Source organism: uncultured Eudoraea sp., assembly GCF_947258525.1.
Lineage (GTDB): Bacteria > Bacteroidota > Bacteroidia > Flavobacteriales > Flavobacteriaceae > Eudoraea.
In genome coordinates, this window is sequence record NZ_CAMYIP010000122.1 from 1 (window position 1) to 26,467 (window position 26,467).

The following is a 26,467-nucleotide window of genomic DNA, read 5'->3' on the forward strand; positions in this document are numbered from 1 at the left end:
CATGAATCGATCTATTTCCAAAAGGATTACTGCAGTAGATCCTCCCAGAATAATAAGAATACTATAATTTACCATAGAAATGGTATTCTTTGGCCAATTAAACCGAATCTTTGGTCTTCGAAGACTAAAAGCGTATAGCTTCATGAGCAATGTTCTAAGGAGATATAGAACTACCAATGCCTTTAAAAAAAAATCTACACCTACAATCTCCATATATAGCGGAATTAGGAGCAAGCTTACCCCTACTCTAACGAACACTTCTTTCATGAAATTCCCAAAAACCGATTTCATTTGCACTTTAGACCAGGCAAAAAATACCTCAAAATAAGCCATAGCCATTCCTATTAAAAAAATGTACCAGACATAATCTTTTACAATATTATTCTCCCTGGCAAGGAAATTACCTATGGCTTCATTGGCTAAATAACTTGCCCCTGCAAGCGGAAGTACTATTACCAAGGGCAGAAGTACCATAAGAGTAAGAAAACCATCCGCAGATGTTGAATCCTTAAAATTACTGTAATATTTAACTAGTGTATTTGGCACACCGAATGCCATCAAAGGCATTAGAATGGCCGATGTAGAAAGAATAACCCCTACCAGGCCATAATACTCTTCGGAAAGAAAACGGGTATAAAGGAAAAGCACATTAATAGCTCCTATCGCAAATCCAAGATAAGTGATAGTAGTATTTTTTAAGGATTGTTTAAAAATTATTCCCATTCTAACAGTTCAGCCAGCTTTGCGGTGAGCATTCTTCTGTTATACGCTTCTATATTTACTGAAGATACCATTAAATTGCCTTGCTGATAAAGATGAAACCAATTTAAAAGTACAGCTTTAAGATCTGATCCGGAATTGTAATTAAAAACAAGACCAGAATTGGTTCTTTTTACAATTTCCGCGACTTCCCAATCTGGGGGTCCTATAGCTAAGATTGGCCTTTTCGCTGCCAGGTATTCAAACAGCTTTCCGGGAATAATACCCCTGGTATCAGGTGAATCTATTTCAGCTAAGAGCAACAATTGGGAATTCCGCTGATAATCTACAGCTTTCTCATGCGAAACATATTCTTTAATACTCGTATAGGATTTTAAACCATTATCATAAATACATTTTAAAACATCCCGGCCAACCACCCCAATAAGATTTAATTGAAAGACCTTCCTAAAAGCTTCATTTTCATCAATTATTTCTGATAGTACTTTCCAAAGATTTTCCGGATTTCTCCCTGTGAGCAGTGAACCAATATGGGAGAGTGAAAATTTACTATCCAGGGCAGTAAAGGGCAGGTCGCTCTCCGGAATATCAAAACCATTGGTAATCACATGTATTGGTTTTGAGGTAATTGATTCAAATTCAACTTTTGTTGTATTACTGGTAACTAAAAGCTTATCGCAGCCATTTGCTACTTTCATTTCCAATTCACGATGTTTTCTTTGTGAAGCTTTAGTAAGCCTAAGCTTGCTGTGGTAGCCAATAGATGTCCATGGATCCCTGAAATCTGCCAACCATTTAACATCCAGAATCCTTTTCAATTCCAAACCAATTAAGTGTAGACTATGAGGAGGGCCAGTTGTAATTATAGTATCTATTTGTTCTTTATTGATTATGTCCTTTAAAAACCTTACTGAAGGTTTAACCCAGTATTTCCTTGCGTCCGGAATAAACATATTCCCCCTTATCCAAAGTAAAGTTTTCTCTGATAAGGAAGTATGGTTATCACTTATAACACCAGAACTTATCTGTTTGGTTTTACTCTTACTTAAAAATCCAGCTAAATGATATGGTTCAAAGATTTTATTCTTATAAATAGTGACATTTTCCGGAATTTCCTTAAGGAGGCTATTATCGGTGATAGGATATTTTGGGTTTTCGGGTATATAAACAACAGGATGTATTTGAAATTCAGGTAAATACTTTACAAACTTTAGCCAACGTTGAACTCCGGGTCCCCCGGCAGGAGGCCAATAATAATTAATGATAAGGACCTTGTGCATTATCCTTCCTTCTTTTTTCTCAAACTATATATTGAAAATACGCCTCCTCCTATAAACAAAATAATCATTAAAATGGAGCTTGCTAAAGTAATCTTGCTACCAATATCAATAACTTTAGGTTCAAACCTGAACTCTACAGTGTGCCTGCCTCTGGGAATATTCATAGCTCTTAAAACGTAATTGACCTTAAAATGATCTACCGACTTACCATCAATATAGGCCTTCCAATCCCCAGGATAGTACATTTCAGAAAATACTGCAAGTCCGTTATTATCATTGCTCGTACTATATGTTAAATGATTGGGTTTATATTCCTTTAAGGTAATGGAAGCCAAAGAATCTTTTGGAAAATTAAATTCGTCTATTTGAGTAAAATCAACAGTGTTTACAACGGCTTCATTAACAACATCCAAACTATCCAGTGCCTTAATCTCTTCATTGGCACTTTGAACCTCAATGAGCCTCTCTATGAACCAGGCATTACCATTGACTTCAGGATTTGTCATTGGAAATTTGTTTCCTTCATCATCTTGTTGAATTATATACTTTACGTTAAGCATATTCAGGACTCGGAAATTATTTCGATATATATGGAAATCAAATAAATCCTGCATCCCTGCCGGTTTAGCGGCATGATAACCACCAATGGACTGATGAAAATATGATGTTCTGGCGCCGTTAAGGCCTTCTGAAGGATCATAAACCCTGAAAACTCCCTTGTCCTCTGCAATTTGCTTATCCATTGGTAATTGCTGAAAGGGTTGGTTCATTTTTCGTTGTCTGTCAAAATCTTTCTTATTTACATATCTGAGATCAACACCAACCAGATCAAAAACCACAAGCAGAGAGAGTGCCAAAATCACCATGTTTTGCTTAAGCCTCCCTTTAAGATACAGCCAGATAGCCAGGCCGGATAACAGCACATAAATTAGAGATCGTATGGTATCATTAATATAAACAGCCTCCCTGTCCCGTTTAATCATGGTCATTACTTCGTCTCCGAAATATTTAAGATATGTATTATCATTTAAGCCCGTAAAATCGAAAACACTCTTTATTAAAAAGAGGGTAATACCAAGTCCAACAACAATAAGGACACTCATTTTCAATGCTGCAAGTTTCTTACTGTTTTCTAATGAGGGCTTAAACACTTGTACTAATGCCATTACTGCCAGGATAGGTGCACATAACTCCAATATTACCTGAATGGAAGAAACCGCCCTGAATTTGTTATAAAGTGGAAAATAGTCTATCATAAAATCAGTAAGAATACCAAAGTTCTTACCCCACGAAAGAAAAAGTGAAAGCAACGTTCCTCCTAATAACCACCATTTTAAACGTCCTTTAACTAAAAAAAGACCCAGGACAAACAAAAAGAATACAATTGCGCCAATGTAAGCAGGTGCCGCAACTCCAGGTTGATTTCCCCAATACAAAGGAAGTGCGCTACTAAATTCAAGGGCCCTTGTTCTGGGTAATCCCTGTTCTACAAGATATTCATATGCCTTAGAATCGGTACCCAGGTCTTCATTATTACTACCTCCAAAAAGTCTTGGAACAAATAAATTCAAGGATTCAACAATACCGTAACTATATTGAGTTATATACTCCTTGTCCAGTCCTTCAATATTTTCTTTGGGCGTCCCGTCCGGGTTTATCGTAAGAGCCGATTTCCCACGTGTACTCCAATCCGCATATTCTTTGGTTGCCATAATGGATGATGCATTAGCTGCAATACCCAAAACTACTGCCACAATAAGTAGGCCTGTAGCTATGAAAAAGTGTTTTACTTTCTTTTTTTTAATAGAGTCAATCAAGTACGCAAAGCCCATAATAAGGACCAGCAACATAAAATAATAGGTCATCTGGAAATGATTAGCACCTATTTCCAATGCCATTGCTATAGCCGTAAGAATAAACCCCCAAAAGTACTTTTTTCTGAAAGTTAGTATAATGCCCCCTAAGAGAAGTGGTAGATAACCTATAGCATGTGCCTTTGCATTGTGACCCACGCCAAGGATAATAATGAGATAAGTAGAAAAACCAAAAGCCAGGGCACCAAAGACAGCTAATCGATAATCTACTTTTAAGCAACATAGCAAAATATAAAATCCAATAAAATAAAGGAATAAATAATCTGCAGGTCGTGGAAGAAATCGAATGGTTCTGTCTAGTTTTTTAACATAATCATGTGGATAATATGCTCCCAATTGAAAGGTTGGCATACCCCCAAAAGCACTATTTGTCCAATAGGGCTCCTCGTCAGTATATTTTCTGAAATCATTTTGTTCCTTGGCCATACCCGTATATTGAATGATATCGGATTGGATGATTGTTTTACCCTGGAGCACAGGATAGAAGTATGCCAAGGAGGCAACAACAAAAAGAACAAGCGCAAAAAAATGATAAAATAAAGCCTTAGTACCTTTATTCATTGGTTGCTTTAGTGGTAATGGTTATTCAATTTCTTCAAAATCTATGAACTCCCCTAATTGCTCGGAATCCTTTTTATTTTTTTGAACTGTTTTATTATCAATACTTATTTCACCTTCGTTAAAACTTTCTTCGTGATTTTGATAGCCTTGAAATTGTTCAAATCTTTCTTTAAAATGTTTCTCAGTCCGTCGTGCGGCATAACCAAATATTCTAGGACCAAACCATTTCGCAAATAATTTGAGCAGATAGTAGACCAGAAGAATTATTAAAATCGTTCTTAAAAAACCCATAATGTCTCTATTCTATATATCAAAAATACAATTCCAGCGTTGTATTAACATTACAAATTTCATAAAATAATAATAAAATCTACCTAATGTTTCGAGCTGTTGAACTAAAATATCCTAAAAATGCGCTCTTTTTAGTAGCATTATTAGCCCCATTATTAGGTATCTGCCAATACACTGATGTTATTAATTCTAACCGCCCGGGTTTATCTGTAAGTGCCTATGCCGTGGGTAAAGGAGTCCCCCAGTTAGAATTGGGTTTTTCTTATGAAAAGCGAGATCACGCGGATCTGAATTATGATTCTAATGTATACGGCATGGATTTTTCGGTCCGTTATGGATTGTTACTCGAAAATCTCGAACTTAATTGGGAAGGCACCTACCAAAACCAGAACATTACGTATAATTCTCTTGGGTTTAGTGAATCCAGGACCAATTTTTCAAGAAACCGCCTTGGTGTCAAATATTTAGTATTTGATCCGTTCAAAGATCCGGAAAGGAATAAGCCAAACTTATATAGCTGGAGGGCCAATAACAAATTTCGGTTTAAAAATTTACTTCCGGCTGTTTCCGTATATGCAGGTGCCAATTTCAATATTGGCGACAATCCGTTTTATCCAACGGATCCCACATTTTCTCCACGGGCAATGGTGGCAACTCAAAGCAGACTTACTCCGAGGTTTGTATTGATTTCCAATATTTCCTATGATAGGATTGCTACGGATGATCCGGAATTAGGCTATACTCTTTCCCTCTCTCATGCACTTAGAAACCCTAAATGGAGTGTATTTCTGGAAAACCAGGGAATAAGCAGTGATCGCTATGCAGATGTATTATTAAGAGGCGGAGGAGCTTATTTAATAAATGAAAATTTTCAGGTTGATGCGAATCTGGGAGGCAGTTTTAAGAATTCTCCAAGTCGTCTTTTTGTTTCGGTTGGAGCGTCATACAGACTAGACCTTCATAAGGAAGTCCTTATCCCTATTGAAGATCAAAAGGCAGGTGAAAATGGCGGGTCAATTAAAAAGAACTCCATGCAAAAAAGCAAAAAGGCCAAAAAATCTAAAGGAAGTAATAAAGGGAAAGGAGCCGAGGATATAGACCTTGGGCCATCCAAAAAGGATTTAAAAAGGATGAAGAAAAAAGAGAAAAATAAGCGATCTTCCGACAGAGGGGTAATTGATTTCTAATATCTACGCTTTCTTTTGGTTTAATTATATTATATGAATTAGTAAAATTTGTCTTAAAATTTGATTCCTTCATCAAATATCTCTTATCTTGACCATACAAATAAATGGTATGGTAAGGCTCGAGGAAGCTACTACAAAATCAGATTTAAAAAAATTTATAAAATTTCCTTTTACCCTTTATAAAAATTCTCTTTATTGGGTTCCGCCGCTTATTTCTGACGAATTCGAAACATTTAACAAAGAAAAGAATCCAAACTTTAAGAGTGCGGAAGCCAGGTTTTTTCTTGCCTATAAAGAAAATAAACTAGTAGGCAGAGTTGTAACTATAATTAATTGGATAGAAGTTAATGAACAACAAAACGCTAAAATGCGCTTTGGGTGGTTTGATTTTATTGATGACTATGAGGTTTCAAAGGCACTGCTCGACAAGGTAGCCGAAATTGGCAAAAATTATAAACTGGATTATATGGAAGGTCCCGTTGGGTTTTCAAATCTGGATAAAGTTGGCGTGTTAGTTGAAGGTTTTAACGATATAGGAACTATGATTACGTGGTATAATCATCCCTACTATAAGGATCATTACGAACTCCATGGCTTTCTTAAGGAAAAGGAATACATGGAAAATAGATTTCCGGCCAGTAATACGAAACCGGAAAACTTTATTAAAATACAGGCCTTGATAAAAAAGAGGTATGGTTTAAAAGAAATGAATTTTACAAAGTCTGCCGATATCATGCCATGGGCAGATCAGATGTTTGATCTGTTTAATGAGACTTATGCGAAGTTATCTTCATTTGTTCCTTTAACCGATGAGCAAAAAGCCTATTTTAAGAATAAATATGTTGGATTAGTTAATCCAGAATATATAAAGTTTGTAATTGATAGCAACAACAGACTGGTAGCATTTGCTATAGTAATGCCATCCTATGGAACTGCCTTGCAAAAAGCCAAAGGGAGGCTTTTTCCATTTGGCTTTTTGTATCTTCTAAATGCAAAGAAAAATAGCAGAGATGTAATTTTCTATCTTATTGGTATTCATCCTGAGTACCAAAATAAGGGAGTTACCGCTATAATTATGAATGAGTATCACAAAGTTTTTCAGGAGAAAAAAATAAGGAATTGTTACAGAACTCCCGAATTAGAGGAAAATGTTGCTATCCGTCAAATGTGGAAACACTTTGATCCCGAAATCTATAAGCGCAGAAGAACCTATAGAAAAGAGTTATAGCAATTTTGTAATTAAAGCTTCAAATACTGATGCTTGTCGTCATTAAGATTACTTATTCGCCCATTGCCGCAGCTACAGCAGCAGATAATCTCTTGTAAGTACCATTCTGTAATCGATCTCTTATAGCCGAAAATGCATCCAAGGTTACAGCAACATCTTCCAAAGTATGCGTTGATGTAGGTATCATTCTCAATAAGATCATTCCCTTAGGAATAACCGGATATACTACTATTGAACAGAAAATACCATAATTTTCTCTTAAATCTTTAACCAATGCCATGGCCTCGGGGATACTACCACTCAGATAAACGGGTGTAACACAACTTGAGGTTGTCCCAATATCAAAGCCCCTTTCTTTGAGTCCGTTTTGAAGAGCATTTACATTTTCCCAAAGTTTCTCTCTTAACTCAGGCTTTGTGCGCAGCATGTCAAGACGTTTTAACGATCCTTTCACATAGATCATTGGGAGTGATTTTGCAAACATCTGAGAACGCAGATTATATTTCAAATAATCAATAATTTCCTTGTCGGCAGCCAGAAATGCACCAATTCCTGCCATAGATTTTGCAAATGTTGCGAAATATACATCTATATCATCCTGAACACCTTGCTCTTCACCTGCCCCGGCACCGGTCTTACCTAATGTTCCAAAACCGTGTGCATCATCGACCAATAACCTAAAATTAAATTCCTTTTTGAGTGCAACAATTTCTTTGAGCTTACCCTGTTCCCCGCGCATTCCAAAAACACCTTCGGAAATAACCAGGATTCCGCCACCAGTTTGTTCTGCCATTTTACTGGCACGCTCCAAATTCTTTTTTAAACTTTCTATATCGTTGTGGACAAATGTAAATCGTTTACCCATATGCAAACGAACCCCATCAATTATACATGCATGGGAATCTACATCGTAAACTATAATATCATCTTTTGAAACAAGAGCATCAATTGTAGATAAAATGCCCTGATAACCAAAATTTAAGAGATATGCAGATTCTTTATGGACAAAAGCAGCTAATTCATTTTCCAATTGTTCATGAAAATCTGTATGTCCGCTCATCATTCGAGCACCCATAGGATATGCAGCTCCATATTCAGCAGCAGTTTCGCCATCTACCTTTTTTATTTCAGGTAAATTAGCCATGCCCAAGTAATCATTAATACTCCAAGTAATGACATCTTTTCCCTGAAATTTCATTCGATTGGAAATAGGGCCTTCCAGTTTAGGAAAAACAAAGTATCCTTCCGCCTGAGATGCCCATTTACCCAAAGGTCCTTTATTCTCTATGATTCTAGCAAATAAATCTTTCATCTTGCCTAGTTTGGTTAGTGCACAAAATTATGGAATTTTGATTACGATTCATAAATTATTTTAAATCAAAAGAAAAAAGGCAACAGTTTAATACCGTTGCCCTTAATATATAAAGCTTATTTTTTTATTTTACATATTCAACCGCCTGTTCTTCTTCAACATTCTTACTGTCAAAAAAGCCCTGGTCACTCATCCACTGATCATTGTATATTTTACTCATATATCTTGAACCATGATCCGGAAAAATTACAACTACATTGCTATTTTTGTTGAATTCACCCTTATCGTGTAGTTGCTTAACCGCCTGCATAACTGCTCCGCTTGTATAACCTACAAAAATACCCTCTTTGCATGAAATTTCCCTGGCGGTATGGGCACTTTCCTCATCTGTAACTTTTATAAATTCATCAATAATTCTGAAATCAGTGGCATCCGGAATCAAATTCTTGCCAAGTCCTTCTATTCTATATGGGTAGACTTCATTATTGTCAAACTTGCCGGTTTCATGATACTTCTTCAAAACCGATCCATAAGCATCAACTCCTATGATTCTAATATTCGGATTCTGTTCCTTTAAAAATCGTGCTGTACCTGATATAGTACCTCCCGTTCCGCTGCATGCTATTAAATGAGTTATATTACCATTTGTTTGTTTCCATATTTCAGGACCAGTAGTTTTATAATGAGCCAATATGTTCAGTTCATTAAAATATTGGTTGATATAGACTGATCCCTTCATTTCTTCATGTAAACGTTTGGCAACCTGATAATATGACCTCGGATCATCAGCACTTACATGAGCAGGGCACACATATACTTTTGCCCCCATAGAGCGCAACATATCAATTTTGTCCTTAGAAGATTTCGAACTTACAGCCAAAACACATTCATAGCCTTTAATAATACTCACCATAGCAATACTAAAACCCGTATTACCCGAAGTAGTTTCAATAATTGTATTTCCTGGCTCAAGAACGCCACTCTTTTCTGCTTCATCAATAATATGTGCAGCAATCCTATCCTTGGAGGAGTGTCCGGGATTGAAGGCTTCTAACTTTGCAAAAAAATTCCCTTTTAGCGGAGATGTAATTTGGTTAAGTCTAACAAGTGGAGTGTTTCCTATTAAATCCAGGATTGAGTTATGAGCATTTATCTTATTTTTCATAAAGAAAGGTTAGGTCGATATATCTTTTTTAAAAGACTCAAATCTGGCGACAAAATTACTATTTTTTTTTTATTTAACCGTTTTGCCCTCCAAATCTATTAGAAAACTATATTCTTTTGCAGTTTCTTTCAATGCTTCAAATCTTCCCGAAGCACCACCATGGCCTGCATCCATGTTGGTATATAGAAAAAGTTTATTCTCGTCCGTTTTATGGGCTCTTAGTTTTGCCACCCACTTTGCAGGTTCCCAGTACTGAACCTGAGAATCATGTAAGCCTGTGGTTACAAGCATATTAGGATAATTCTGAGCCACAACATTATCATATGGGGAATACGATTTCATATAGTCATAATGCTCTTTATTATTGGGATCTCCCCATTCATCAAATTCTCCCGTAGTCAATGGAATTGAATCATCAAGCATCGTTGTGATGACATCTACAAAAGGCACTGCAGCTATCACCCCATTATAAAGTTCGGGATTCATATTAACAATAGCACCCATGAGCAAACCACCTGCAGAACCGCCATAGGCATATAAGTGTTCCTTACTCGTATATTTTTTTTCAATCAAAAACTTAGAGCAATCTATAAAATCGGTAAAAGTGTTTTTCTTATTAAGGAGCTTCCCTGCTTCATACCAAGGACGGCCCAGATATTCTCCACCACGCACATGGGCAATAGCGAAAACAAATCCTCTGTCTAAAAGACTCAATCTTACCGAAGAAAAATACGGATCTGAAGTACTTCCATACGAACCATAGCCGTACTGTAAAAGCGGACTGCTACCATCTAGTTCTGTGTCTTTATGGTAAATCAATGAGATAGGCACTTTTGCCCCATCACGGGCTGCAGCCCAAACTCGCTCTGAACGGTAATTCTCTTTATTAAATTTACCTCCTAAAACTTCCTGTTCCTTCTTAATTTCCTTCACTTTAGTATCCATATTAAAATCAATAATGGCATAAGGTGAAGTCATAGAATTAAATACATATCGAAAATTATCCGTATCAAAATCAGGGTTTGCATAAGGGTATGCGATATAGGTTTCACTATCAAATGGGATGTAATAACTTTCAGAATCATCCCATTTCGTAATCTTTAGCTTGCTTAGGCCATTATCTCGTTCTGTTAGTACATAGTAATCCTTAAAGATTTCAATATCCTCTAAGAGTATTGTGGGCCTGTGTGAAATAAACTCTTCCCAATTTTCAGAAGATGTATCTTTCTCATCAACCTTCATTAATTTAAAATTAGTAGCCTTATCCCTATTTGTGAGTATATAAAAATTCTTTTCAAAATGATAAATAGAATACTCCAAGCCCTTTTTTCTTTCAGAAAACAATTTAAAATCCCCATTAGGGTTATTAGCATTAAGTATTTGAAATTCAGATGTTAAGGTGCTGTATGAGCCAATAATAATATATTTTTTGGATTTTGATTTGTACACAAATGTATTGAAAGTGCTATCCTGCTCATGAAATATTAATTCGTCTTTTTCACTCGGATTTCCCAACACATGTTTATATATCTTGTCTGATCGCAAAGTAACCGGATCTTTCTTGGTATAAAAAAAAGTTTTGTTGTCATTCGCCCATGCAGCGCTACCTGTAGTATTATCTATCTTATCAGGATAAATTTCCCCTGTTTCAAGGTTTTTTATCCGAATGTGATATTGCCTTCTGCTTATAGTATCGGTGCCAAATGCAGCAAGTTTATTATCCGGACTTACTGTAACACCTCTGAGTTCAAAATAGTCATGTCCCTCTGCAAGCTCATTGCAATTAAACATTATCTCCTCTGAAGCTTCCAGGTTCTCCTTTTTTCTTGAATAAATAGGATATTCCTTTCCTATTTCATATCTCGTTATGTACCAATATCCGTTTAGTTTATAAGGCAATGAAGAATCGTCTTCCTTAATCCGACCCTTCATTTCCTCAAACAATTCCTTCTGAAAAGATTTGGTATGACCAGTTAAGGAGTTGTAAAAATTATTTTCTTCCTCCAAATAAGCGATTACTTCTTCATTATCTCGCTGATTTAGCCAATAATAGTCATCTACTCGAATATCATCATGCCTTTCTAATTTTACAGGTATTCCTTTGGCTTTGGGGGCTTCTATTACTTCCATATTTTGATTTTGATTCTGGCAAGAAACAGCCATAATAAGAACAATGTATAAAGCGATTCTTATTTTAAGAAATTGCATCATTATAACAATTTTTGAAGGCGCAATTTAGTAATTTTGATTTTAGTAATTCTAAAAAGCAAAATATGTTTGGAGACTTAGCAGGTATGATGGGAAAACTAAAAGAAACCCAGGAAAAAGTAAAAGCAACAAAAGAACGCTTGAATTCTGTTACAATCGAAGAAAAATCGTCTGACAGCCTTCTTTCCGTAACTATAACGGCAAATAGAACCGTGAAAGCTATTAATATTGATGACCAGTTACTGGAGGATAAGGAGCAATTGGAAGACTATCTGGTGCTTATCTTAAATAAGGCAATAGAAAAAGCGACCCAGATAAATGAAGCAGAATTAGGGGCAGTAGCCAAAGAGGGAATGCCAAATATTCCTGGTATGGATTCCCTTTTTAAATGATAAACCTTACGGAGTTATGTACATAATAGATGGATAAATTAAGCTTGTCTGGTTTGTTAATTAAGTATGATAGTTGGTTATTATTTAATATTTTTAAAAAAAACACGCTACATGATTAAGATTAATAAGGAAGATAACAACACGTATAATTTCTCTTTAAGCACTACAAACGGTAATACCTTGTTTTATAGTGTCGGATTTTCAAGTAAAGAAGAGGTAAAGAATGTAGTCAGTAGTTTGAATCTACTGGATAAACAGCATATAATAATTGAACGGAAAACGGACCATGATGGAAACTTTCTTTTTAATCTTAAGAATAAAAAGGGGCAGCTTATTGGAAATAGTTTGCTTTATGGCTCCGAAGCAGGAATGGAGAATGGTATAAAAAATCTTAAAAAAAGAATCACTACACTTAAAAAGTCTGAATACTTATAGTGTTTTTAAGGTTTTTAATAACGTTTCATGCATTTGCTCTGTATAGTCCATATGAGTTACTATCCGTAGTTTAGAACTTCCCATACCAATTATATGAATATCCTTTGTGCGAAGTTTTTCAATAAAATCTTCTGCACTTAAATAGTCTTCATTTATTTCAAAGATTATAATATTGGTCTCCAGAGGTTCTACTTTCTTTATAAAGGATAGACTTTCGAGTATTGCGCCAATTTCTTTTGCTTTTTTATGATCATCCGCAAGACGGTCAATTTGGTTGTCCAGCGCATAGATACCGGCCGCGGCCATAAAACCAGCCTGGCGCATTCCGCCACCTAAAATTTTTCTAATGCGCAATGCTTTATCGATCATTTCTTTATCCCCAACCAAAACAGAACCCACCGGGCATCCTAGGCCCTTGCTCAGACAAACACTAATTGTATCAAATAATTCACCATACTGTTTAGCAGATTCGCCTTTTTCTACCATCGCATTCCATATCCTGGCACCGTCCAAATGATAGGCCAGACCGTGCTTTACACAAACTTCTTTAATTCGTACCAGTTCAGAAAAATTCCAACATGCTCCTCCGCCTTTATTGGTAGTATTTTCTGCGCAGACTAAAGAAGTCAAAGGACTATGATAAAAATCAGGTGGGTTTATAGCTTCCTCAACCTGATTTGAGGTCATCATCCCCCGATGGCCATCTATTAATTTACATGAAACTCCGCTATTAAAACTCACTCCCCCACCCTCATAATTATAGACATGGGCATACTTATCACAAATTAATTGATCTCCGGGATTGGTATGTAGCTTTATTGCGGTTTGATTGGTCATTGTGCCACTGGGAAAATACAAAGCAGCTTCCCTGTTAAACATATTGGCTACCTTTTCTTCCAGCCGGTTAACTGTAGGATCTGCTTTAAAAACATCATCACCTACTTCTGCAGACATCATGGCATCTAACATGCCGGGCGAGGGTTTGGTAACCGTATCACTAATTAAATTAATTTTCATAGGCCTGGTTCTTCAATCTAATTCATACAATCCATACCAATTGGAGATCCATCTGGTATTTTGGGAGCTACAATAACTTTGAATTCTGCTGGTTCGCTGTAAAAGTAATCAACCCTTCTGATCATTTCCATAGCATCAAAATTATTCTTACCGGCTTGTAAGGTTGATTTAATTGATTTGAGTTGGCTATTGGCTATAGCATTTACCTGGGGATGAACACCTTTATGGGCTGCAAGGTTCATAATGTGATAAAGTACCCTGTAATTGATTGACTTCTGGACTTCATTAAAATATGGGTCCCTCAGGTCCTTGGCAATCGTATTTTGGACTAATTGACTTAGCACATAATCAAGTCCAATTTGCTGGTTATCTAAACTTTTTTGTTGTATTAATCTCGAAGCTCTTTCGGGGTGCAACAATAATCCTAAAGTCATGTCAGAAGCTGTCTCAGGGGCAGAAAGAGCATCAAATGAAACTCCTGTTCTGCCTTTGAAAGATTCCCTGGTTCTGGGATATCCGATGGCCCTGGGTGGAAACAATGATAATTTTTCCTCGGGGATAGCAATCACATTTGCATCTAATGTTTTGAACAAAACCTCTAACGCTTCAAGCTGTAAGCTTTTATCAATGCTTTCAACAATTTTCTGACCATCGCCCTTCACAGCATAGTTATAGTCCAGGCCTCCAATCATTTTAGCGGCTGCTTCAGTCTGATATCTGTGAAAAAAATAAAGCGGAGCAAAAACATCTTCTAAAGTTGTATTTGGTTCATTTTTACGGATATTGTCTATAGAAAAATTCCCTATTGCAATCTCCCTGATCTTTAAAACATTTTCCAGCTCTGTGCTGGCGCTTTGACCATTATCCCAAAGGTGAGCTAAAGCGTGTGCCCCGCCTAAAGGCCTTGCGTCCTTGTCAGAAATAAATCGAAGTCCTTTCCTGGCAGACTCTTCCAGTATTTTATTCAAAGCTTGCTTTTCATCTGTTCCTTGCGCAAATTCAGAATAGGAATAGGCAACAGTTGTTTTGTCCCATGCTCCTATTCCTGTATCATACGCCTGTGAATAATCTATCTTCCCATTCACGATTGTAAACTGTGGATGCGGATAATCCATTACCGAAGCTCTTTGATTTGTACTTGCCGCGAAATTATGTGTAAACCCCAATGTATGACCAATTTCATGAGCAGACAACTGTCTAATTCGCGCTAAAGCCAAATCCAGCATTGCCTTATAATTATCATCGCGTTCCTCAAAAGGCCTGGTTATTAAGGCCTGTGCAATTAAGAAATCCTGTCTGATCCTTAAACTGCCCAAACTTACGTGCCCTTTAATAATTTCACCCGTCCTGGGGTCCGTAATACTGCTCCCGTAACTCCAACCTCTTGTAGATCTGTGTACCCATTGAATAACATTATATCTTACATCCAGCGGATCAACATCATCCGGCAATATCTTTAACTGAAATGCATCTTTGTACCCTATTGCTTCAAAAGCCTCGTTCCACCACTTTCCTCCTTCCAATAAAGCGGTCCTTACAGGTTCTGGAGTGCCATTGTCTAAATAATAAATAATGGGTTCTACAGCTTCGCTTATTTCGGTCTCTGGATTCTTCTTAGACAAACGGTGTCTGGTAATAAATCGCTTTAAAATAGGTTCCTGCACCGGTGTGGCATAGTCATAATATGAAAAAGGGTATGAACCGCTTCTCGGATCAAAAATCCTTTGTTTATAATTTGAATCGGGCAATTCAATAAACGAATGATGTTGAGCAACTGTTACCAGGTCCGGATTAGGGCTAACAGACCTGATATATTCACCTTTGGATTCTCCTTTAAAAGTCAATGTAACATCAAACTCTATATTTTTTGGAAACGCCTTTGTTCTTTCAAGTGCCATGGCGCTTTTACTCTTATCAAGTTTGTAAGTTCCCTGCTGTTTTTGCTTCAGGCGCTTTGTAACCCCATGAACATCCTGAACTAAAAAATCGCTGATATCAATAATATATTTACCTGTTGATTCTTCTACAATTTCAAAACCGAAAAGCACAGATTTGGCGAAAGCCTGTTCTACAGATTTTTTTTCAAGTTCATTATCCGTTAGTGCTCTGTATTTTAAGTTAGGTTGGATAAGAAGTAGTTTATTTCCAACTTTTTTAAAATATACAACCTGCTCATTACCAAGCTGTCCCCTATCTAAACCTATATCATTACTTCCAATTCCACTGCTTAGGGAATACACGTATAGAAAAGGCTTTTGAAGTTCATTAATTTCCAGGTAAACCTTATCACTGGCAGCGTCATAATAGAAGTCATAAAACCCTTCATATTGCTGAAACGCTTTGCTCTTTTCAGTGAATTGAGCATTGGAAAATTGATAAATAACAAGTGCTAAAATAAAGGATAGAATGTTTCTCATCGTCGCAAATTAAGCGCTAAATTTAGATAAATTCCGCTAATATCTTTATGAATCTTGTTAGTTATTGCAAATAATTAAATCCGCATTAATTCTCTAGATATTTTAATTTATAGCTAAAAAACAAGTGGGATTATTTGGAAATATCTATTCATAAGCTGAGTAAAATAGACTATATTGAAACAAAGTATTTTGTATGACAAAAATCAAGAATCAGATCTTTTCATCTTACCAAAGAAATCCATCATTATATGATGAAATTTATGATAATGACGGAAATGTAAAGGATGTGTACAAAAAGCTTTTTGATTTGTATGGGGAGCATTCCATAGATGATTATGCAAGTCTTAACGTCAAGGCCAGGTCTTCTTTCTTTAATCAGGGTATAACATTTCAGGTTTATAGCAAGAAAAAGTCTCAGGAAAAAATATTTCCTTTTGATTTATTTCCCAGGATCATTGATCCCAAAGAATGGGAATTTATAGAGCGTGGTGCAATTCAACGCAGTAAAGCACTTAATCTTTTTCTTTGGGATATTTATCATGAAAAAAAAATAATCAAGCAAGGCCTAGTACCAATGGAACTAATAAGTTCCTCAGGGAATTACTTACACCAAATGATGGGGGTAGATCCTCCGGGTGATATATATAATCATATCTCAGGCATCGATATTATCAAACACAATGATGGTAATTATTATGTGTTGGAAGATAATATACGCTGCCCTTCAGAGGTAAGCTATGTTATTTGTAACCGGACCGCGCTTAAAAGGGCTCTGTTTGGGGTTTTTAACCATTATCAGACCCATACAGTCACCGATTATGCCGAAAACTTATTGGAACTACTTGAAACAACTAAACCTCATGGGGTTGATATACCGGTTTGTGTTGTTATTACTCCGGGGATGTATAATTCTGCCTACTATGAGCATTCATATCTGGCAAAAACAATGGGGGTTGAATTAGTTGAGGGCCGTGATCTTTTTGTTGAAAATGATTTTGTGTATATGAAAACAATCAGAGGTCCTCAAAAGGTGGATATTATTTACCGCCGTATTGATGATTTATTTATTGATCCCTTAGAATTTAGACCCGATTCTTCATTGGGCGTTCCCGGCTTATTCGCAGCATATAAAAAAGGTAATGTAACCATAGCCAATGCTCCCGGAACAGGGGTCGCTGATGATAAGGCCGTTTATACATATATGCCTGAAATAATCAAGTACTATTTAAATGAAGAGCCCATATTGAATAATGTTCATACATACCATTGCAGCAGGCCGGACGAATTAAAATATGTTTTGGACAACATTCATCAACTGGTCATCAAACCTGTAGATGAGGCCGGCGGATACGGAATATCAATTGGCAATAGATTGACCAAAGAAGAAATTGAAGAGGTAAAAAAACAGGTCAAGTCAGATCCGAGGAGATATGTGGCGCAACCCATTATGTCTCTTTCTGTGCACCCTACCTATATTGCAAAAAAAGAATCTTTTGAACAACGGCACGTAGACCTTAGAGTATTTACCGTCCTGGGAAAAGAAAAAGAGTTTGTTCTAAAAGGAGGACTCACAAGGGTAGCGTTAAAAAAAGGAAATCTAATAGTTAATTCATCTCAGGGAGGTGGTTCTAAGGACACCTGGGTGTTAAAAAAATAAATTATGCTTGCAAGAGTAGCAGACAACCTTTTTTGGATGGGTAGATATATTGAACGCTCTGAGCATATTGCCAGGTATTTAAGCGTTAACTATTTTTCTTCTCTTGATGCCCCAAATGATTTGTCTCAATCCAGACCATTCGTATTGCGGTCTATGCTATTTATGGTTGGAGAGCCGCAAGCGGACAAATCCATGGATATTATTGAAGAAGAAGTGCTTTTTAATATTGGTCTAAACCCGGAATCAGCATATTCAATTCTTAACAATGTAAAAAATGCTCGGGAAAATGCCAATAGTGCCCGAGATCTTATCTCTACCGGACTATATGAGTCCATAAATAAATTTTATCATTTTATAATTAACTATGATCCCGCTGTTCTTGTGAAAAATGGTCTGCATGACTTTACAACAAATGTTACTGAAATGACAGCTGTTTTACGTGGTAAAATTCGCGGTACATTATTGCACAATGAAGCTTATGCGATAATAATGATGGGCGTAAATATTGAAAGAGCTACACAGATAATTCGAATGATTAATGCCAAATATCGTGACGCGTTGGAAGCACAAGGCAGCTATGGAGATAAGTTTAGCAATAGTTTTGAGTGGACGACTTTATTAAAATGTGCTGAATCTTATGATATGATGAGGCGTTTGTATAAAAAACCTCCTAACAGCATCTCAACTTTGGAATTCTTGATTTTAAATCCAAACTGCCCAAGATCTATTATGAATAGCCTCAACCAGGTTTATAAACATATAAGGGATTTGGACACAAGCAAACACTACAATAAAAATGCTACGGCATTCCTGGTTGGTAAAGTAAGATCGGAATATGAATATAAACACATTGAAGAAATTGAAGGGGATATTCAGAATTTTATTGAAGATATACTTAGCAGGCTGGTGCAAATCAGCACAAAAATGGAAAAAGAGTATTTCAACTACTAAAATGATTTTCTATCACTTACCTTAATACGGTTATATAATACTTATGTCATTAAAATATTCCATTGTTTATAGCGCTGAAAACCATTATGATACATGGATAGCAGACGCACACTGGCAATTCCTGATCATTCCTGAGGAGAATGATACACAAACTCATATCAAAATAGATTTTAAAAACTCCGTTCATGCTATTAATGAGGATTCTGTAAACGGTTATGGTTTTAAAACTATCCGTGTGCAACCAAGGGAAAAGTTTAAAGACATTTCTTTTGAAGCCAATTTCAGTTTGGTAAAAAAGAAGGTTAACCCTTTTGATTTTATAGATGAACTTAGCAGGGAACAGGCTTATAAAATAGTTCAGGAATTGGAATTTAAAGTGGACTTTGAACCTTTTCTAAGAACAACGCATTTTACGGCCATACCGTCAAGTCATGGTAAAATATTCAGTTTTAATGGATCCAAATCTATTTTTGAAAACCTTCAGGATCTCAATCAGTGGGTTTTTAATCACCTCTATTACACAACCAATGCTACGGATGTAAATACTACTCTGACAGAAATTATAAGCAATAGACGAGGGGTTTGTCAGGATTTTGCCCATTTGTTTTGTGCTTTAGCAAAACAAAATGAAATCCCTGCTAGGTATGTTTCGGGTTATCTACATCAGGGAAATGGATATTTTGGAGATTCACAAATGCATGCCTGGAGCGAAGCTTATGTTCCCGGCATAGGTTGGTTAGGCTTTGATCCAACGAATAACTTAATTGCCAATGACAACCATATTAAAGTCTCACATGGAAAAGATTATAATGATTGTTCTCCATTAAAAGGAGTAGTTTACGCAAGTGGAAAAAATAAAACCAAACATTCCGTGCAGGTTGTTGCTCAACAGCAGCAGCAATAAGAGCAATTGACTTAAAAATCAACAAATACCAAAAAAAAGATTGTTATTTTTGACTGAAAATTTTTTTTGATGGTAACAACAGATCAGCATAAAGATCTTATAGAACGCCTTGGCGCGTTGAGGAGGTATCTTTGACATAGATGCCAAACTAATAGAAATAGAAAACGAAGAAGAAAAAACCCTTGCTCCGGATTTTTGGGACGATCCTCAAAAAGCTCAGCAGCAAATGAAACTTGTTCAATCCAAAAAAAAATGGGTTTCAGATTTCAAAGCCGCAGAAGGTTTTGTGAATGACCTGGAAATTTTTTTGGAATTTGTTAAGGAAGGGGAAGTATCCGCTGAAGAGGTAGCCAATCAATACAACACTGCGCTGGAAGCTGTAGAAAATCTTGAATTCAGAAACATGCTCTCTGATGAAGGAGATAATATGACCGCGATTCTGCAAATTACTGCCGGTGCGGGGGAATTATCAGGAAGGTGATGTAGCCGGTATTAAAACCGTTACCTTAGAAATTGATGGTGATTATGCTTTTGGCTGGCTGAAAGGAGAAAACGGTGTTCACCGTCTGGTGCGTATTTCCCCATTCGACAGTAATGCCAAGCGGCATACTTCTTTTGCATCAGTGTACGTTTATCCATTGGTTGATGATAGTATTGAAATAGAAATAAACCCGGCGGATATTGAAATTACTACTTCCCGATCTAGTGGTGCAGGCGGACAGAATGTGAATAAGGTAGAAACAAAAGTACAGTTGGTTCATAAGCCTACCGGTATTCAAATTTCATGTTCTGATTCCCGGTCGCAACACGATAACAGAGCTACTGCGCTTAAAATGCTTAAATCTCAACTCTATGAGATTGAATTGCGCAAGAAACAAGAAGCCCGCAGCGAAATAGAATCTTCAAAAATGAAGATAGAATGGGGATCGCAGATTAGAAATTATGTCATGCACCCCTACAAATTAGTCAAAGACGTTCGCACTGGTAAAGAAACAGGTAATGTAGATGCTGTAATGGATGGGCAAATTGATGAATTTTTAAAGGCCTACCTCATGGCCATGGGGCAAAAGGAAGTTTAGAAATCTGGTATAACGATAGAAAAAAAAGACAACAATGATAAAAATCTACCACAATCCAAGATGTCGCAAATCCAGGGAAGGTTTGGCCATAGTTGAATCTTCAGGGAAGGATTATGAAATTATCAACTATCTCAAAGAAATTCCATCTAAGGATGAGTTAAGAAAAGTTATAGAATATCTGACTTTGAGGCCTGAACAGTTAGTACGCAAAAATGAGGCAATCTGGAAAGAAAAATTCAAAGGTGAAAACTTATCCGACGATCAAATTATTGAAGCAATGTTAGCATATCCCAAATTAATTGAACGCCCAATAGTTATTAAAGGAAATAAAGCCGTTATTGGCAGGCCTCCCGAAAAAATACTTGAATTGTTGAATTAATAAGTGAAAAATTTAAGAACCATCCTAAAATTATGGTAATAATATTATAATTTTGTCAAATGGAGCAATACCATAAACAATGATTTAAGTACAAAGCTAAAATCCTTGGTTTAATTTGAATGAAAAATGACAGTAATGAAGTTGAATATTAAATATTTAGTAATAGTCCTTTTGCTTTTGGCAGTAATCCCCATAGCTAATGCCCAATACGGTTATAATAATGGATATAATAATCCATATAACCGGGGCCGGCAGAGTGTAATACCACGCTCCCCCGAACCTGAACGAAAACCAGAAAATCTTACTGCAGAAGAAATAGTAAATAGGGAAATGCCAAGAATAATCGAGGCTATAGAACTAAATGACTTTGAGACGGCTGTAGTCTCTTCTATCCTTACAAAGTATGTACAACAGAGTATTGAACTTCAAATTTTAAAGTTACCGCCTGAGAAGGCAAAAGAAGCTGCTGAAAAAATAAGTAAAAATCAAAAAGAAGAATTGCAAGCTGGTCTTCCGGAGGATAAATTCAATAAATTAGTTGAACTCCAAAAACAAGGGTATAAAAAAGTAAAAAAGCAAAAGAAAAAGGAAAAGAAAAAGAAGGATAAAGGGAAGTCTGAAGATTTAGAAAACTAAGTTTTTAGAGCCCTTATTTTTTACATACCCAAAAAGCAAATAGAAAAAAGTTGGTTGCCCAAATATAAGCTTGCATCAAGCAATCTTATTTTATTCTCATTTACCGACTTTTATACCCTCTCTTAATACTTCTAATCTGCCCTGCTCTATCATACGAACAATTTGCTCTAAGGCGCAAACTTGCCGTTCACTGGAATCCTTAGGTCGTTTAAAGAAGATTGTTTCTGGTCTTTAGTTATTTATTACAACTTTGGATCAGGAAAAATTATTCCTAAATCACGATTTATAAAAATGGATCAATATAATTTTCAGATTAAAAATTTAATGGAAAGAAGAACCAGACAAAACATGGGTGCTTACCAAATGAGAATATTAATTGGTCTAATTTGTTTATTTATCCATTTGAGCTCATTCTCTCAAAGACCAGATCCAATCAAAATTAACGGAAAAGTTATTGATTCAGAAACTGGTGAACCCCTGGAATATGCAACCTTAATTCTACAATCATTACGAAACCCGGAGCGTGTTACAGGTGGATTAACTGACGCTAATGGCGAATTTAGTGTGGAAACTTTGCCGGGTCAATATAACTTAAGGATCGAATATATTTCTTACAAAACCTATGAATTCAAATCCCAAAACCTTCGAGAATCAACAAATCTCGGAACCATAGAATTAGAAATTGATGCCGAGCAACTAGAAGAAGTAGAAGTAATTGGGGAAAGGACCACAATAGAACTGCGTCTTGACAAAAAAATATACAATGTAGGGCAAGATCTTACGGTAAGAGGGGGCTCTGTTACTGATGTTTTGGATAATATCCCGTCTGTAACTGTAGATGTTGAAGGAAATATTAGCTTGAGAGGAAATGAAAGTGTCAGGATACTGATCAATGGGAAGCCTTCTGCCCTATCGGGAATCAATCCTGAAACATTGCAGCAACTACCGGCAGAAACTATCGAAAAAGTTGAAGTTATAACAAATCCATCAGCACGTTATGATGCTGAGGGCACTGGTGGTATCATTAACATAGTTCTCAAACAAGGAAAAAATTCTGGTTTAAACGGATCTGTCAATCTATTTGCCGGCTACCCGGATAATTATGGAGGGGCACTCAGCCTAAATCTGAGACGGAAGAAATTTAATTTTTTTATAAATACAACATATAGATATAGAAATGCTCCAGGCAATGCACTTTTTGAGCAGGAAAATTTTAATCCTGATGGAAGTACAGATAGTTTTCAGGATGAAATCCGTGAATACCAAAGGGAAAGGAAAGGATTTAATAACAATTTTGGTTTTGAATTATTTATTAATCCCTCCACCAGTATTACGAATTCATTTGTTTACAGGACATCTAACGGCGATGACTTAATAAATATAGATTTTTTTAATTTTGATTCTAATGGTGATCCAACGGTACAACGAAATAGATTCACAACTGAAAGAGAAGATGAAAATGATATACAGTACTCCTTTAATTTCGCCAAGAAATTTGATGACAAAGGACACGAAATAGTAGTTGATTATCAGTATTCAACAGGCTCAGAAGTTGAAAATGCAATTATTAATGAGATTGTACTCAATGAAAATGAAAAACTTCCAACAGAACAGACCATTAATGATGAATCTCAAATTAATCAATTAGTTCAGATGGAATATGTGCTTCCTTTTAGCGAGGATAAACAGTCTCAATTTGAATTGGGTTACAGAGGGACTTTCAATACATTTGATACAGATTTTAAATTCGGATTATTAGAAGATGGTACATTAATTAGTGACCCCAATTTTAGTAACCGGCTCATCTATACAGAAAATGTTAATGCCGCGTACGTGCAATTAGGAAGAAAATTCAACAAATTCAATGCCCTTGGAGGTCTGCGGATGGAAGCCTCAGATATTGGAATAGAATTGGTAAATACGAATGAAGTAAATAATAAAAAGTATGTGGATTGGTTTCCATCACTTTTTCTTGGTTACGATTTCTCTGAAATAGATAAGCTAAGTATTAGTTATAGCAGAAGATTAAGAAGGCCGCGCTCCCGATTTATAAATCCATTCCCATCAAGATCGAGCAACACAAACTTATTCCTTGGAAACCCGGATCTTAATCCGACATATACAAATGCCTTTAATCTGGAGTATCTGAAACGATGGGAAAAGGTAACCTTTACGAGTTCTGTCTATTATAATTATTCAACAGGTGTATTCCAATTTATTACGCTTGAAACCGGAGATTTTGTAGAAATTGAGAATCCTGATGATCCAGACAATCCGGTTTTTGTACCTGTACAGGTAAGAACCCCCATAAATCTGGCAACAGATACCAGATATGGAATGGAATTTACAACGGTGTATGTTCCTAAAAGGAACTGGCGCTTTACTCTAAATTTCAATATATTTGACCAAAAACTACGCGGAGACTATACGTATACTAATTTTCAGGGTGAGGAAATAACTCAAATTTTTGATGCGGATAACCTGGCATGGTTTACCAGGTTTAGTGCCAAAATTCCGCTTCCCGGGAAAGTCGATTTTCAGGCCAACTTATTTTACAGAGGTCCAAGGGAAAATGCACAAAGCATCAATAAAGGTATTTTAAGTACCAATTTAGCATTTAGCAAAGACGTAATTAAAGACAAAGCTACACTTTCACTTAACGTAAGTGATCTTTTCAACAGTAGAAAAAGAAGAAGTGAAACCCGAACGGATAATGTTTTTACCTACAGTGAATTCCAGTGGCGCGAAAGACAAATAACACTGTCTTTCTTATATCGCTTCAATCAACAAAAAAACCAAAGAAATGGTAACAGAAGAAGAAATGGTAATGGAGATGATTTTGAATTTGAAGGCTCTTAAAATACTACGTCCTTAAAATGAAAAGAAGCCTCACGGCTTCTATTTTTATTCATTGCGTTGGGCTCTTCTGGCTTCACGTTTTTCTTTCCATAATTCCAGAAGATTACCACCCAGCCAATAGGGCACTACGAATAATAATAAAAACATCATTAGCCAGAAACCTATAGTAACAATGGTCAAAAAAGCCAAAAATCCCAAATACTGATCAAATTCGAACATACTCTTATTCTTTGGAATACAAAGATAGTTTGAAAATAGTAATTTCAGCAAATCAAAGGCAAAAAAAATTGTACTGCATGAAATTTCAATTTTACAACAATTAAAATAGCCCTTTGTATCTTATCTTTGTTGCTACAAAAATACAGACAATTATGAGCTTCCGAATTGAAAAAGACACTATGGGTGAGGTAAAGGTTCCTTCAGATAAATACTGGGGTGCACAAACTGAAAGGTCAAGAAATAATTTTAAAATTGGTCCCCCTGCATCTATGCCATTTGATGTGATCATGGGATTTGCCTATTTAAAAAAGGCAGCAGCATATACCAATTGTGAATTAGGGGTCTTATCGAAGGAAAAAAGAGATCTTATAGGCCAGGTTTGTGATGAAATCCTTGCGGGAGACCATAACAATCAATTTCCGCTTGTAATATGGCAAACCGGTTCCGGAACTCAAAGCAATATGAATGTAAATGAAGTTATTGCAAACAGGGCTCATGAATTGGCAGGAAAAACCATTGGTGAAGGAGAAAAGACAATACAGCCCAATGATGATGTCAACAAATCACAGTCATCTAATGATACTTTTCCAACAGGTATGCATATTGCCATTTATAAAAAAATTGTTGAAGTTACTATTCCGGGATTAGAACAATTGCGAAATACACTCAATAAAAAAGCCGAAGCATTTAACAAGGTCGTTAAAATTGGCCGGACTCACTTAATGGATGCAACCCCATTAACACTTGGACAGGAATTTTCTGGATATGTTTCTCAAATAGATCATGGATTAATAGCTCTTAAAAATACTTTAGATCATTTAAGCGAATTGGCACTAGGTGGAACGGCAGTAGGAACAGGATTAAACACCCCTAAAGGCTACGACGTATTGGTAGCAAAATATATATCGGAATTCACCGGTCTCAAGTTCAAAACGGCTCCAAATAAGTTTGAAGCACTGGCAGCTCACGATGCTCTTGTTGAAAGCCATGGGGCGCTAAAACAATTGGCTGTTTCCCTGAATAAAATCGCCAATGATATTAGAATGATGGCATCAGGGCCAAGATCAGGAATTGGAGAGATCATAATTCCTGCTAACGAACCCGGAAGTTCAATAATGCCAGGTAAGGTAAACCCAACGCAATGTGAAGCACTTACTATGGTTTGCGCTCAAGTTATGGGCAATGATGTTGCTGTTACCATAGGCGGTACTCAGGGTCATTATGAGTTAAATGTATTTAAACCATTAATGGCTGCAAATGTTTTACAATCTGCCCAGCTTTTAGGAGATGCAGCGATAAGTTTTGATATAAATTGTGCTGTAGGTATTGAACCAAACCACGATGTAATACGGCAATTATTGAACAATTCATTGATGCTGGTAACAGCTTTGAATACTAAAATTGGATATTATAAGGCTGCAGAAATAGCAAATACAGCACATAAGAATGGGACTACCCTAAAGGAAGAAGCAGTTAATCTGGGATATGTTACTGAAGAAGAATATGATGATTGGGTTAAGCCAGAAGATATGGTAGGTGGTCTTAAATAGATTTTCACCCTCTATTTTACGCCTTAAAATTTTAGAACTATCCTTAAAACAGAAATAAGCCCACTCCAGGGATTAAATCTCGATTCGCAGGAAAATAATATTTTGATTGGAATAATCTAAATAAAAAAGGGCCAATCCTAAGATTG

At 36.3% G+C, this 26,467-nt stretch carries 21 protein-coding genes and 1 pseudogene; 12 read left to right on the top strand and 10 right to left on the bottom strand.

The annotated features are described in order from the left end of the window. From Q0X89_RS09235 to Q0X89_RS09250, 4 genes are all read right to left on the bottom strand, one after another. The coding region (locus Q0X89_RS09235; protein ID WP_297693403.1) for an oligosaccharide flippase family protein at positions 1–723 on the bottom strand (723 nt) is incomplete at its 3' end. Then, positions 714–2,000, bottom strand: coding sequence for a glycosyltransferase (locus Q0X89_RS09240; protein ID WP_297693405.1), 1,287 nt, complete (start codon positions 1,998–2,000; stop codon positions 714–716). The genes Q0X89_RS09240 and Q0X89_RS09235, both read right to left, overlap by 10 nt. After that, positions 2,000–4,435, bottom strand: a complete 2,436-nt coding sequence (locus Q0X89_RS09245; protein WP_297693407.1) for a YfhO family protein — start codon at positions 4,433–4,435, stop codon at positions 2,000–2,002. The genes Q0X89_RS09240 and Q0X89_RS09245 overlap by 1 nt, the downstream gene beginning before the upstream one ends. Positions 4,436–4,456: 21 nt before the next feature. After that, positions 4,457–4,726 (bottom strand): DUF4834 family protein, encoded by a 270-nt coding sequence (locus Q0X89_RS09250; protein ID WP_297693409.1) that lies wholly within the window; start codon positions 4,724–4,726, stop codon positions 4,457–4,459. An 86-nt stretch (positions 4,727–4,812) separates the two neighbouring features. On the opposite strand from Q0X89_RS09250, the gene Q0X89_RS09255 reads away from it, so the two are divergent. Further along, positions 4,813–5,913: a transporter gene (locus Q0X89_RS09255; protein ID WP_297693411.1), complete on the top strand. Its 1,101-nt coding sequence runs from the start codon at positions 4,813–4,815 to the stop codon at positions 5,911–5,913. 109 nt (positions 5,914–6,022) lie between these two features. After that, positions 6,023–7,141, top strand: coding sequence for a GTP cyclohydrolase (locus Q0X89_RS09260; RefSeq protein WP_297693501.1), 1,119 nt, complete (start codon positions 6,023–6,025; stop codon positions 7,139–7,141). Positions 7,142–7,193: 52 nt separating this feature from the next. Here the strand turns inward: Q0X89_RS09260 and Q0X89_RS09265 are convergent, their stop codons facing one another. The 3 genes from Q0X89_RS09265 to Q0X89_RS09275 all read right to left on the bottom strand — a co-directional run bounded on the left by Q0X89_RS09265 (position 7,194) and on the right by Q0X89_RS09275 (position 11,826). Then, on the bottom strand, positions 7,194–8,453 hold the full coding sequence (locus Q0X89_RS09265; protein ID WP_297693413.1) for an aminotransferase class I/II-fold pyridoxal phosphate-dependent enzyme: 1,260 nt from the start codon (positions 8,451–8,453) through the stop codon (positions 7,194–7,196). Between the two features lie 124 nt (positions 8,454–8,577). After that, positions 8,578–9,618 (bottom strand): PLP-dependent cysteine synthase family protein, encoded by a 1,041-nt coding sequence (locus Q0X89_RS09270; protein WP_297693415.1) that lies wholly within the window; start codon positions 9,616–9,618, stop codon positions 8,578–8,580. A gap of 69 nt (positions 9,619–9,687) precedes the next feature. Then, entirely contained in the window at positions 9,688–11,826 is a 2,139-nt protein-coding gene (locus Q0X89_RS09275; protein WP_297693503.1) for a S9 family peptidase, read from the bottom strand. Positions 11,827–11,891: 65 nt separating this feature from the next. Between Q0X89_RS09275 and Q0X89_RS09280 the strand changes: the two genes are divergently transcribed. Both Q0X89_RS09280 and Q0X89_RS09285 read left to right on the top strand, forming a co-directional pair. Further along, positions 11,892–12,218: a YbaB/EbfC family nucleoid-associated protein gene (locus Q0X89_RS09280; protein ID WP_297693416.1), complete on the top strand. Its 327-nt coding sequence runs from the start codon at positions 11,892–11,894 to the stop codon at positions 12,216–12,218. Between the two features lie 111 nt (positions 12,219–12,329). Continuing rightward, positions 12,330–12,653 carry a YegP family protein gene (locus Q0X89_RS09285; protein WP_297693418.1) on the top strand — a complete coding sequence of 108 codons (324 nt, stop codon included), beginning with the start codon at positions 12,330–12,332 and terminating at the stop codon, positions 12,651–12,653. On the opposite strand, the gene Q0X89_RS09290 is transcribed toward Q0X89_RS09285, so the two are convergent. Both Q0X89_RS09290 and Q0X89_RS09295 read right to left on the bottom strand, forming a co-directional pair. Next, positions 12,648–13,670: a low specificity L-threonine aldolase gene (locus Q0X89_RS09290; protein ID WP_297693420.1), complete on the bottom strand. Its 1,023-nt coding sequence runs from the start codon at positions 13,668–13,670 to the stop codon at positions 12,648–12,650. The genes Q0X89_RS09285 and Q0X89_RS09290 overlap by 6 nt on opposite strands. Positions 13,671–13,687: 17 nt before the next feature. Further along, entirely contained in the window at positions 13,688–16,087 is a 2,400-nt protein-coding gene (locus Q0X89_RS09295; RefSeq protein ID WP_297693423.1) for a zinc-dependent metalloprotease, read from the bottom strand. A gap of 193 nt (positions 16,088–16,280) precedes the next feature. Between Q0X89_RS09295 and Q0X89_RS09300 the strand changes: the two genes are divergently transcribed. The 7 genes and pseudogenes from Q0X89_RS09300 to Q0X89_RS09330 all read left to right on the top strand — a co-directional run bounded on the left by Q0X89_RS09300 (position 16,281) and on the right by Q0X89_RS09330 (position 24,552). Beyond that, positions 16,281–17,744 carry a circularly permuted type 2 ATP-grasp protein gene (locus Q0X89_RS09300; protein WP_297693424.1) on the top strand — a complete coding sequence of 488 codons (1,464 nt, stop codon included), beginning with the start codon at positions 16,281–16,283 and terminating at the stop codon, positions 17,742–17,744. A 3-nt stretch (positions 17,745–17,747) separates the two neighbouring features. Then, complete coding sequence (locus tag Q0X89_RS09305; RefSeq protein WP_297693426.1) at positions 17,748–18,695, top strand: alpha-E domain-containing protein; 948 nt, start codon at positions 17,748–17,750, stop codon at positions 18,693–18,695. Between the two features lie 43 nt (positions 18,696–18,738). Continuing rightward, positions 18,739–19,599 (top strand): transglutaminase family protein, encoded by an 861-nt coding sequence (locus Q0X89_RS09310; RefSeq protein ID WP_297693428.1) that lies wholly within the window; start codon positions 18,739–18,741, stop codon positions 19,597–19,599. A 69-nt stretch (positions 19,600–19,668) separates the two neighbouring features. Continuing rightward, positions 19,669–20,678: pseudogene (locus Q0X89_RS09315) on the top strand (peptide chain release factor-like protein). Positions 20,679–20,712: 34 nt separating this feature from the next. Then, positions 20,713–21,057: an arsenate reductase (glutaredoxin) gene (arsC, locus tag Q0X89_RS09320; protein ID WP_297693430.1), complete on the top strand. Its 345-nt coding sequence runs from the start codon at positions 20,713–20,715 to the stop codon at positions 21,055–21,057. Between the two features lie 135 nt (positions 21,058–21,192). Continuing rightward, positions 21,193–21,693: a hypothetical protein gene (locus Q0X89_RS09325; RefSeq protein WP_297693431.1), complete on the top strand. Its 501-nt coding sequence runs from the start codon at positions 21,193–21,195 to the stop codon at positions 21,691–21,693. Between the two features lie 324 nt (positions 21,694–22,017). After that, the gene (locus Q0X89_RS09330; protein ID WP_297693432.1) at positions 22,018–24,552 is read left to right on the top strand and encodes a TonB-dependent receptor; all 2,535 of its coding nucleotides are present in this window, start codon (positions 22,018–22,020) and stop codon (positions 24,550–24,552) included. 45 nt (positions 24,553–24,597) lie between these two features. On the opposite strand, the gene Q0X89_RS09335 is transcribed toward Q0X89_RS09330, so the two are convergent. After that, positions 24,598–24,771, bottom strand: coding sequence for a hypothetical protein (locus tag Q0X89_RS09335; protein ID WP_297693433.1), 174 nt, complete (start codon positions 24,769–24,771; stop codon positions 24,598–24,600). A 152-nt stretch (positions 24,772–24,923) separates the two neighbouring features. Here Q0X89_RS09335 and fumC point away from each other — a divergent pair, with 152 nt between their 5' ends. Beyond that, positions 24,924–26,321, top strand: a complete 1,398-nt coding sequence (gene fumC / locus Q0X89_RS09340; RefSeq protein WP_297693434.1) for a class II fumarate hydratase — start codon at positions 24,924–24,926, stop codon at positions 26,319–26,321. Positions 26,322–26,467: the final 146 nt, after the last annotated feature.

Coding starts and splice junctions, on each gene's coding strand:
- Q0X89_RS09240 (WP_297693405.1), bottom strand. CDS start 2,000: ATGCACAAGGTCCTTATCATTAATTATTATTGGCCTCCTGCCGGGGGA.
- Q0X89_RS09245 (WP_297693407.1), bottom strand. CDS start 4,435: ATGAATAAAGGTACTAAGGCTTTATTTTATCATTTTTTTGCGCTTGTT.
- Q0X89_RS09250 (WP_297693409.1), bottom strand. CDS start 4,726: ATGGGTTTTTTAAGAACGATTTTAATAATTCTTCTGGTCTACTATCTG.
- Q0X89_RS09255 (WP_297693411.1), top strand. CDS start 4,813: ATGTTTCGAGCTGTTGAACTAAAATATCCTAAAAATGCGCTCTTTTTA.
- Q0X89_RS09260 (WP_297693501.1), top strand. CDS start 6,023: ATGGTAAGGCTCGAGGAAGCTACTACAAAATCAGATTTAAAAAAATTT.
- Q0X89_RS09265 (WP_297693413.1), bottom strand. CDS start 8,453: ATGAAAGATTTATTTGCTAGAATCATAGAGAATAAAGGACCTTTGGGT.
- Q0X89_RS09270 (WP_297693415.1), bottom strand. CDS start 9,618: ATGAAAAATAAGATAAATGCTCATAACTCAATCCTGGATTTAATAGGA.
- Q0X89_RS09275 (WP_297693503.1), bottom strand. CDS start 11,826: ATGCAATTTCTTAAAATAAGAATCGCTTTATACATTGTTCTTATTATG.
- Q0X89_RS09280 (WP_297693416.1), top strand. CDS start 11,892: ATGTTTGGAGACTTAGCAGGTATGATGGGAAAACTAAAAGAAACCCAG.
- Q0X89_RS09285 (WP_297693418.1), top strand. CDS start 12,330: ATGATTAAGATTAATAAGGAAGATAACAACACGTATAATTTCTCTTTA.
- Q0X89_RS09290 (WP_297693420.1), bottom strand. CDS start 13,670: ATGAAAATTAATTTAATTAGTGATACGGTTACCAAACCCTCGCCCGGC.
- Q0X89_RS09295 (WP_297693423.1), bottom strand. CDS start 16,087: ATGAGAAACATTCTATCCTTTATTTTAGCACTTGTTATTTATCAATTT.
- Q0X89_RS09300 (WP_297693424.1), top strand. CDS start 16,281: ATGACAAAAATCAAGAATCAGATCTTTTCATCTTACCAAAGAAATCCA.
- Q0X89_RS09305 (WP_297693426.1), top strand. CDS start 17,748: ATGCTTGCAAGAGTAGCAGACAACCTTTTTTGGATGGGTAGATATATT.
- Q0X89_RS09310 (WP_297693428.1), top strand. CDS start 18,739: ATGTCATTAAAATATTCCATTGTTTATAGCGCTGAAAACCATTATGAT.
- arsC (WP_297693430.1), top strand. CDS start 20,713: ATGATAAAAATCTACCACAATCCAAGATGTCGCAAATCCAGGGAAGGT.
- Q0X89_RS09325 (WP_297693431.1), top strand. CDS start 21,193: ATGAAGTTGAATATTAAATATTTAGTAATAGTCCTTTTGCTTTTGGCA.
- Q0X89_RS09330 (WP_297693432.1), top strand. CDS start 22,018: ATGGAAAGAAGAACCAGACAAAACATGGGTGCTTACCAAATGAGAATA.
- Q0X89_RS09335 (WP_297693433.1), bottom strand. CDS start 24,771: ATGTTCGAATTTGATCAGTATTTGGGATTTTTGGCTTTTTTGACCATT.
- fumC (WP_297693434.1), top strand. CDS start 24,924: ATGAGCTTCCGAATTGAAAAAGACACTATGGGTGAGGTAAAGGTTCCT.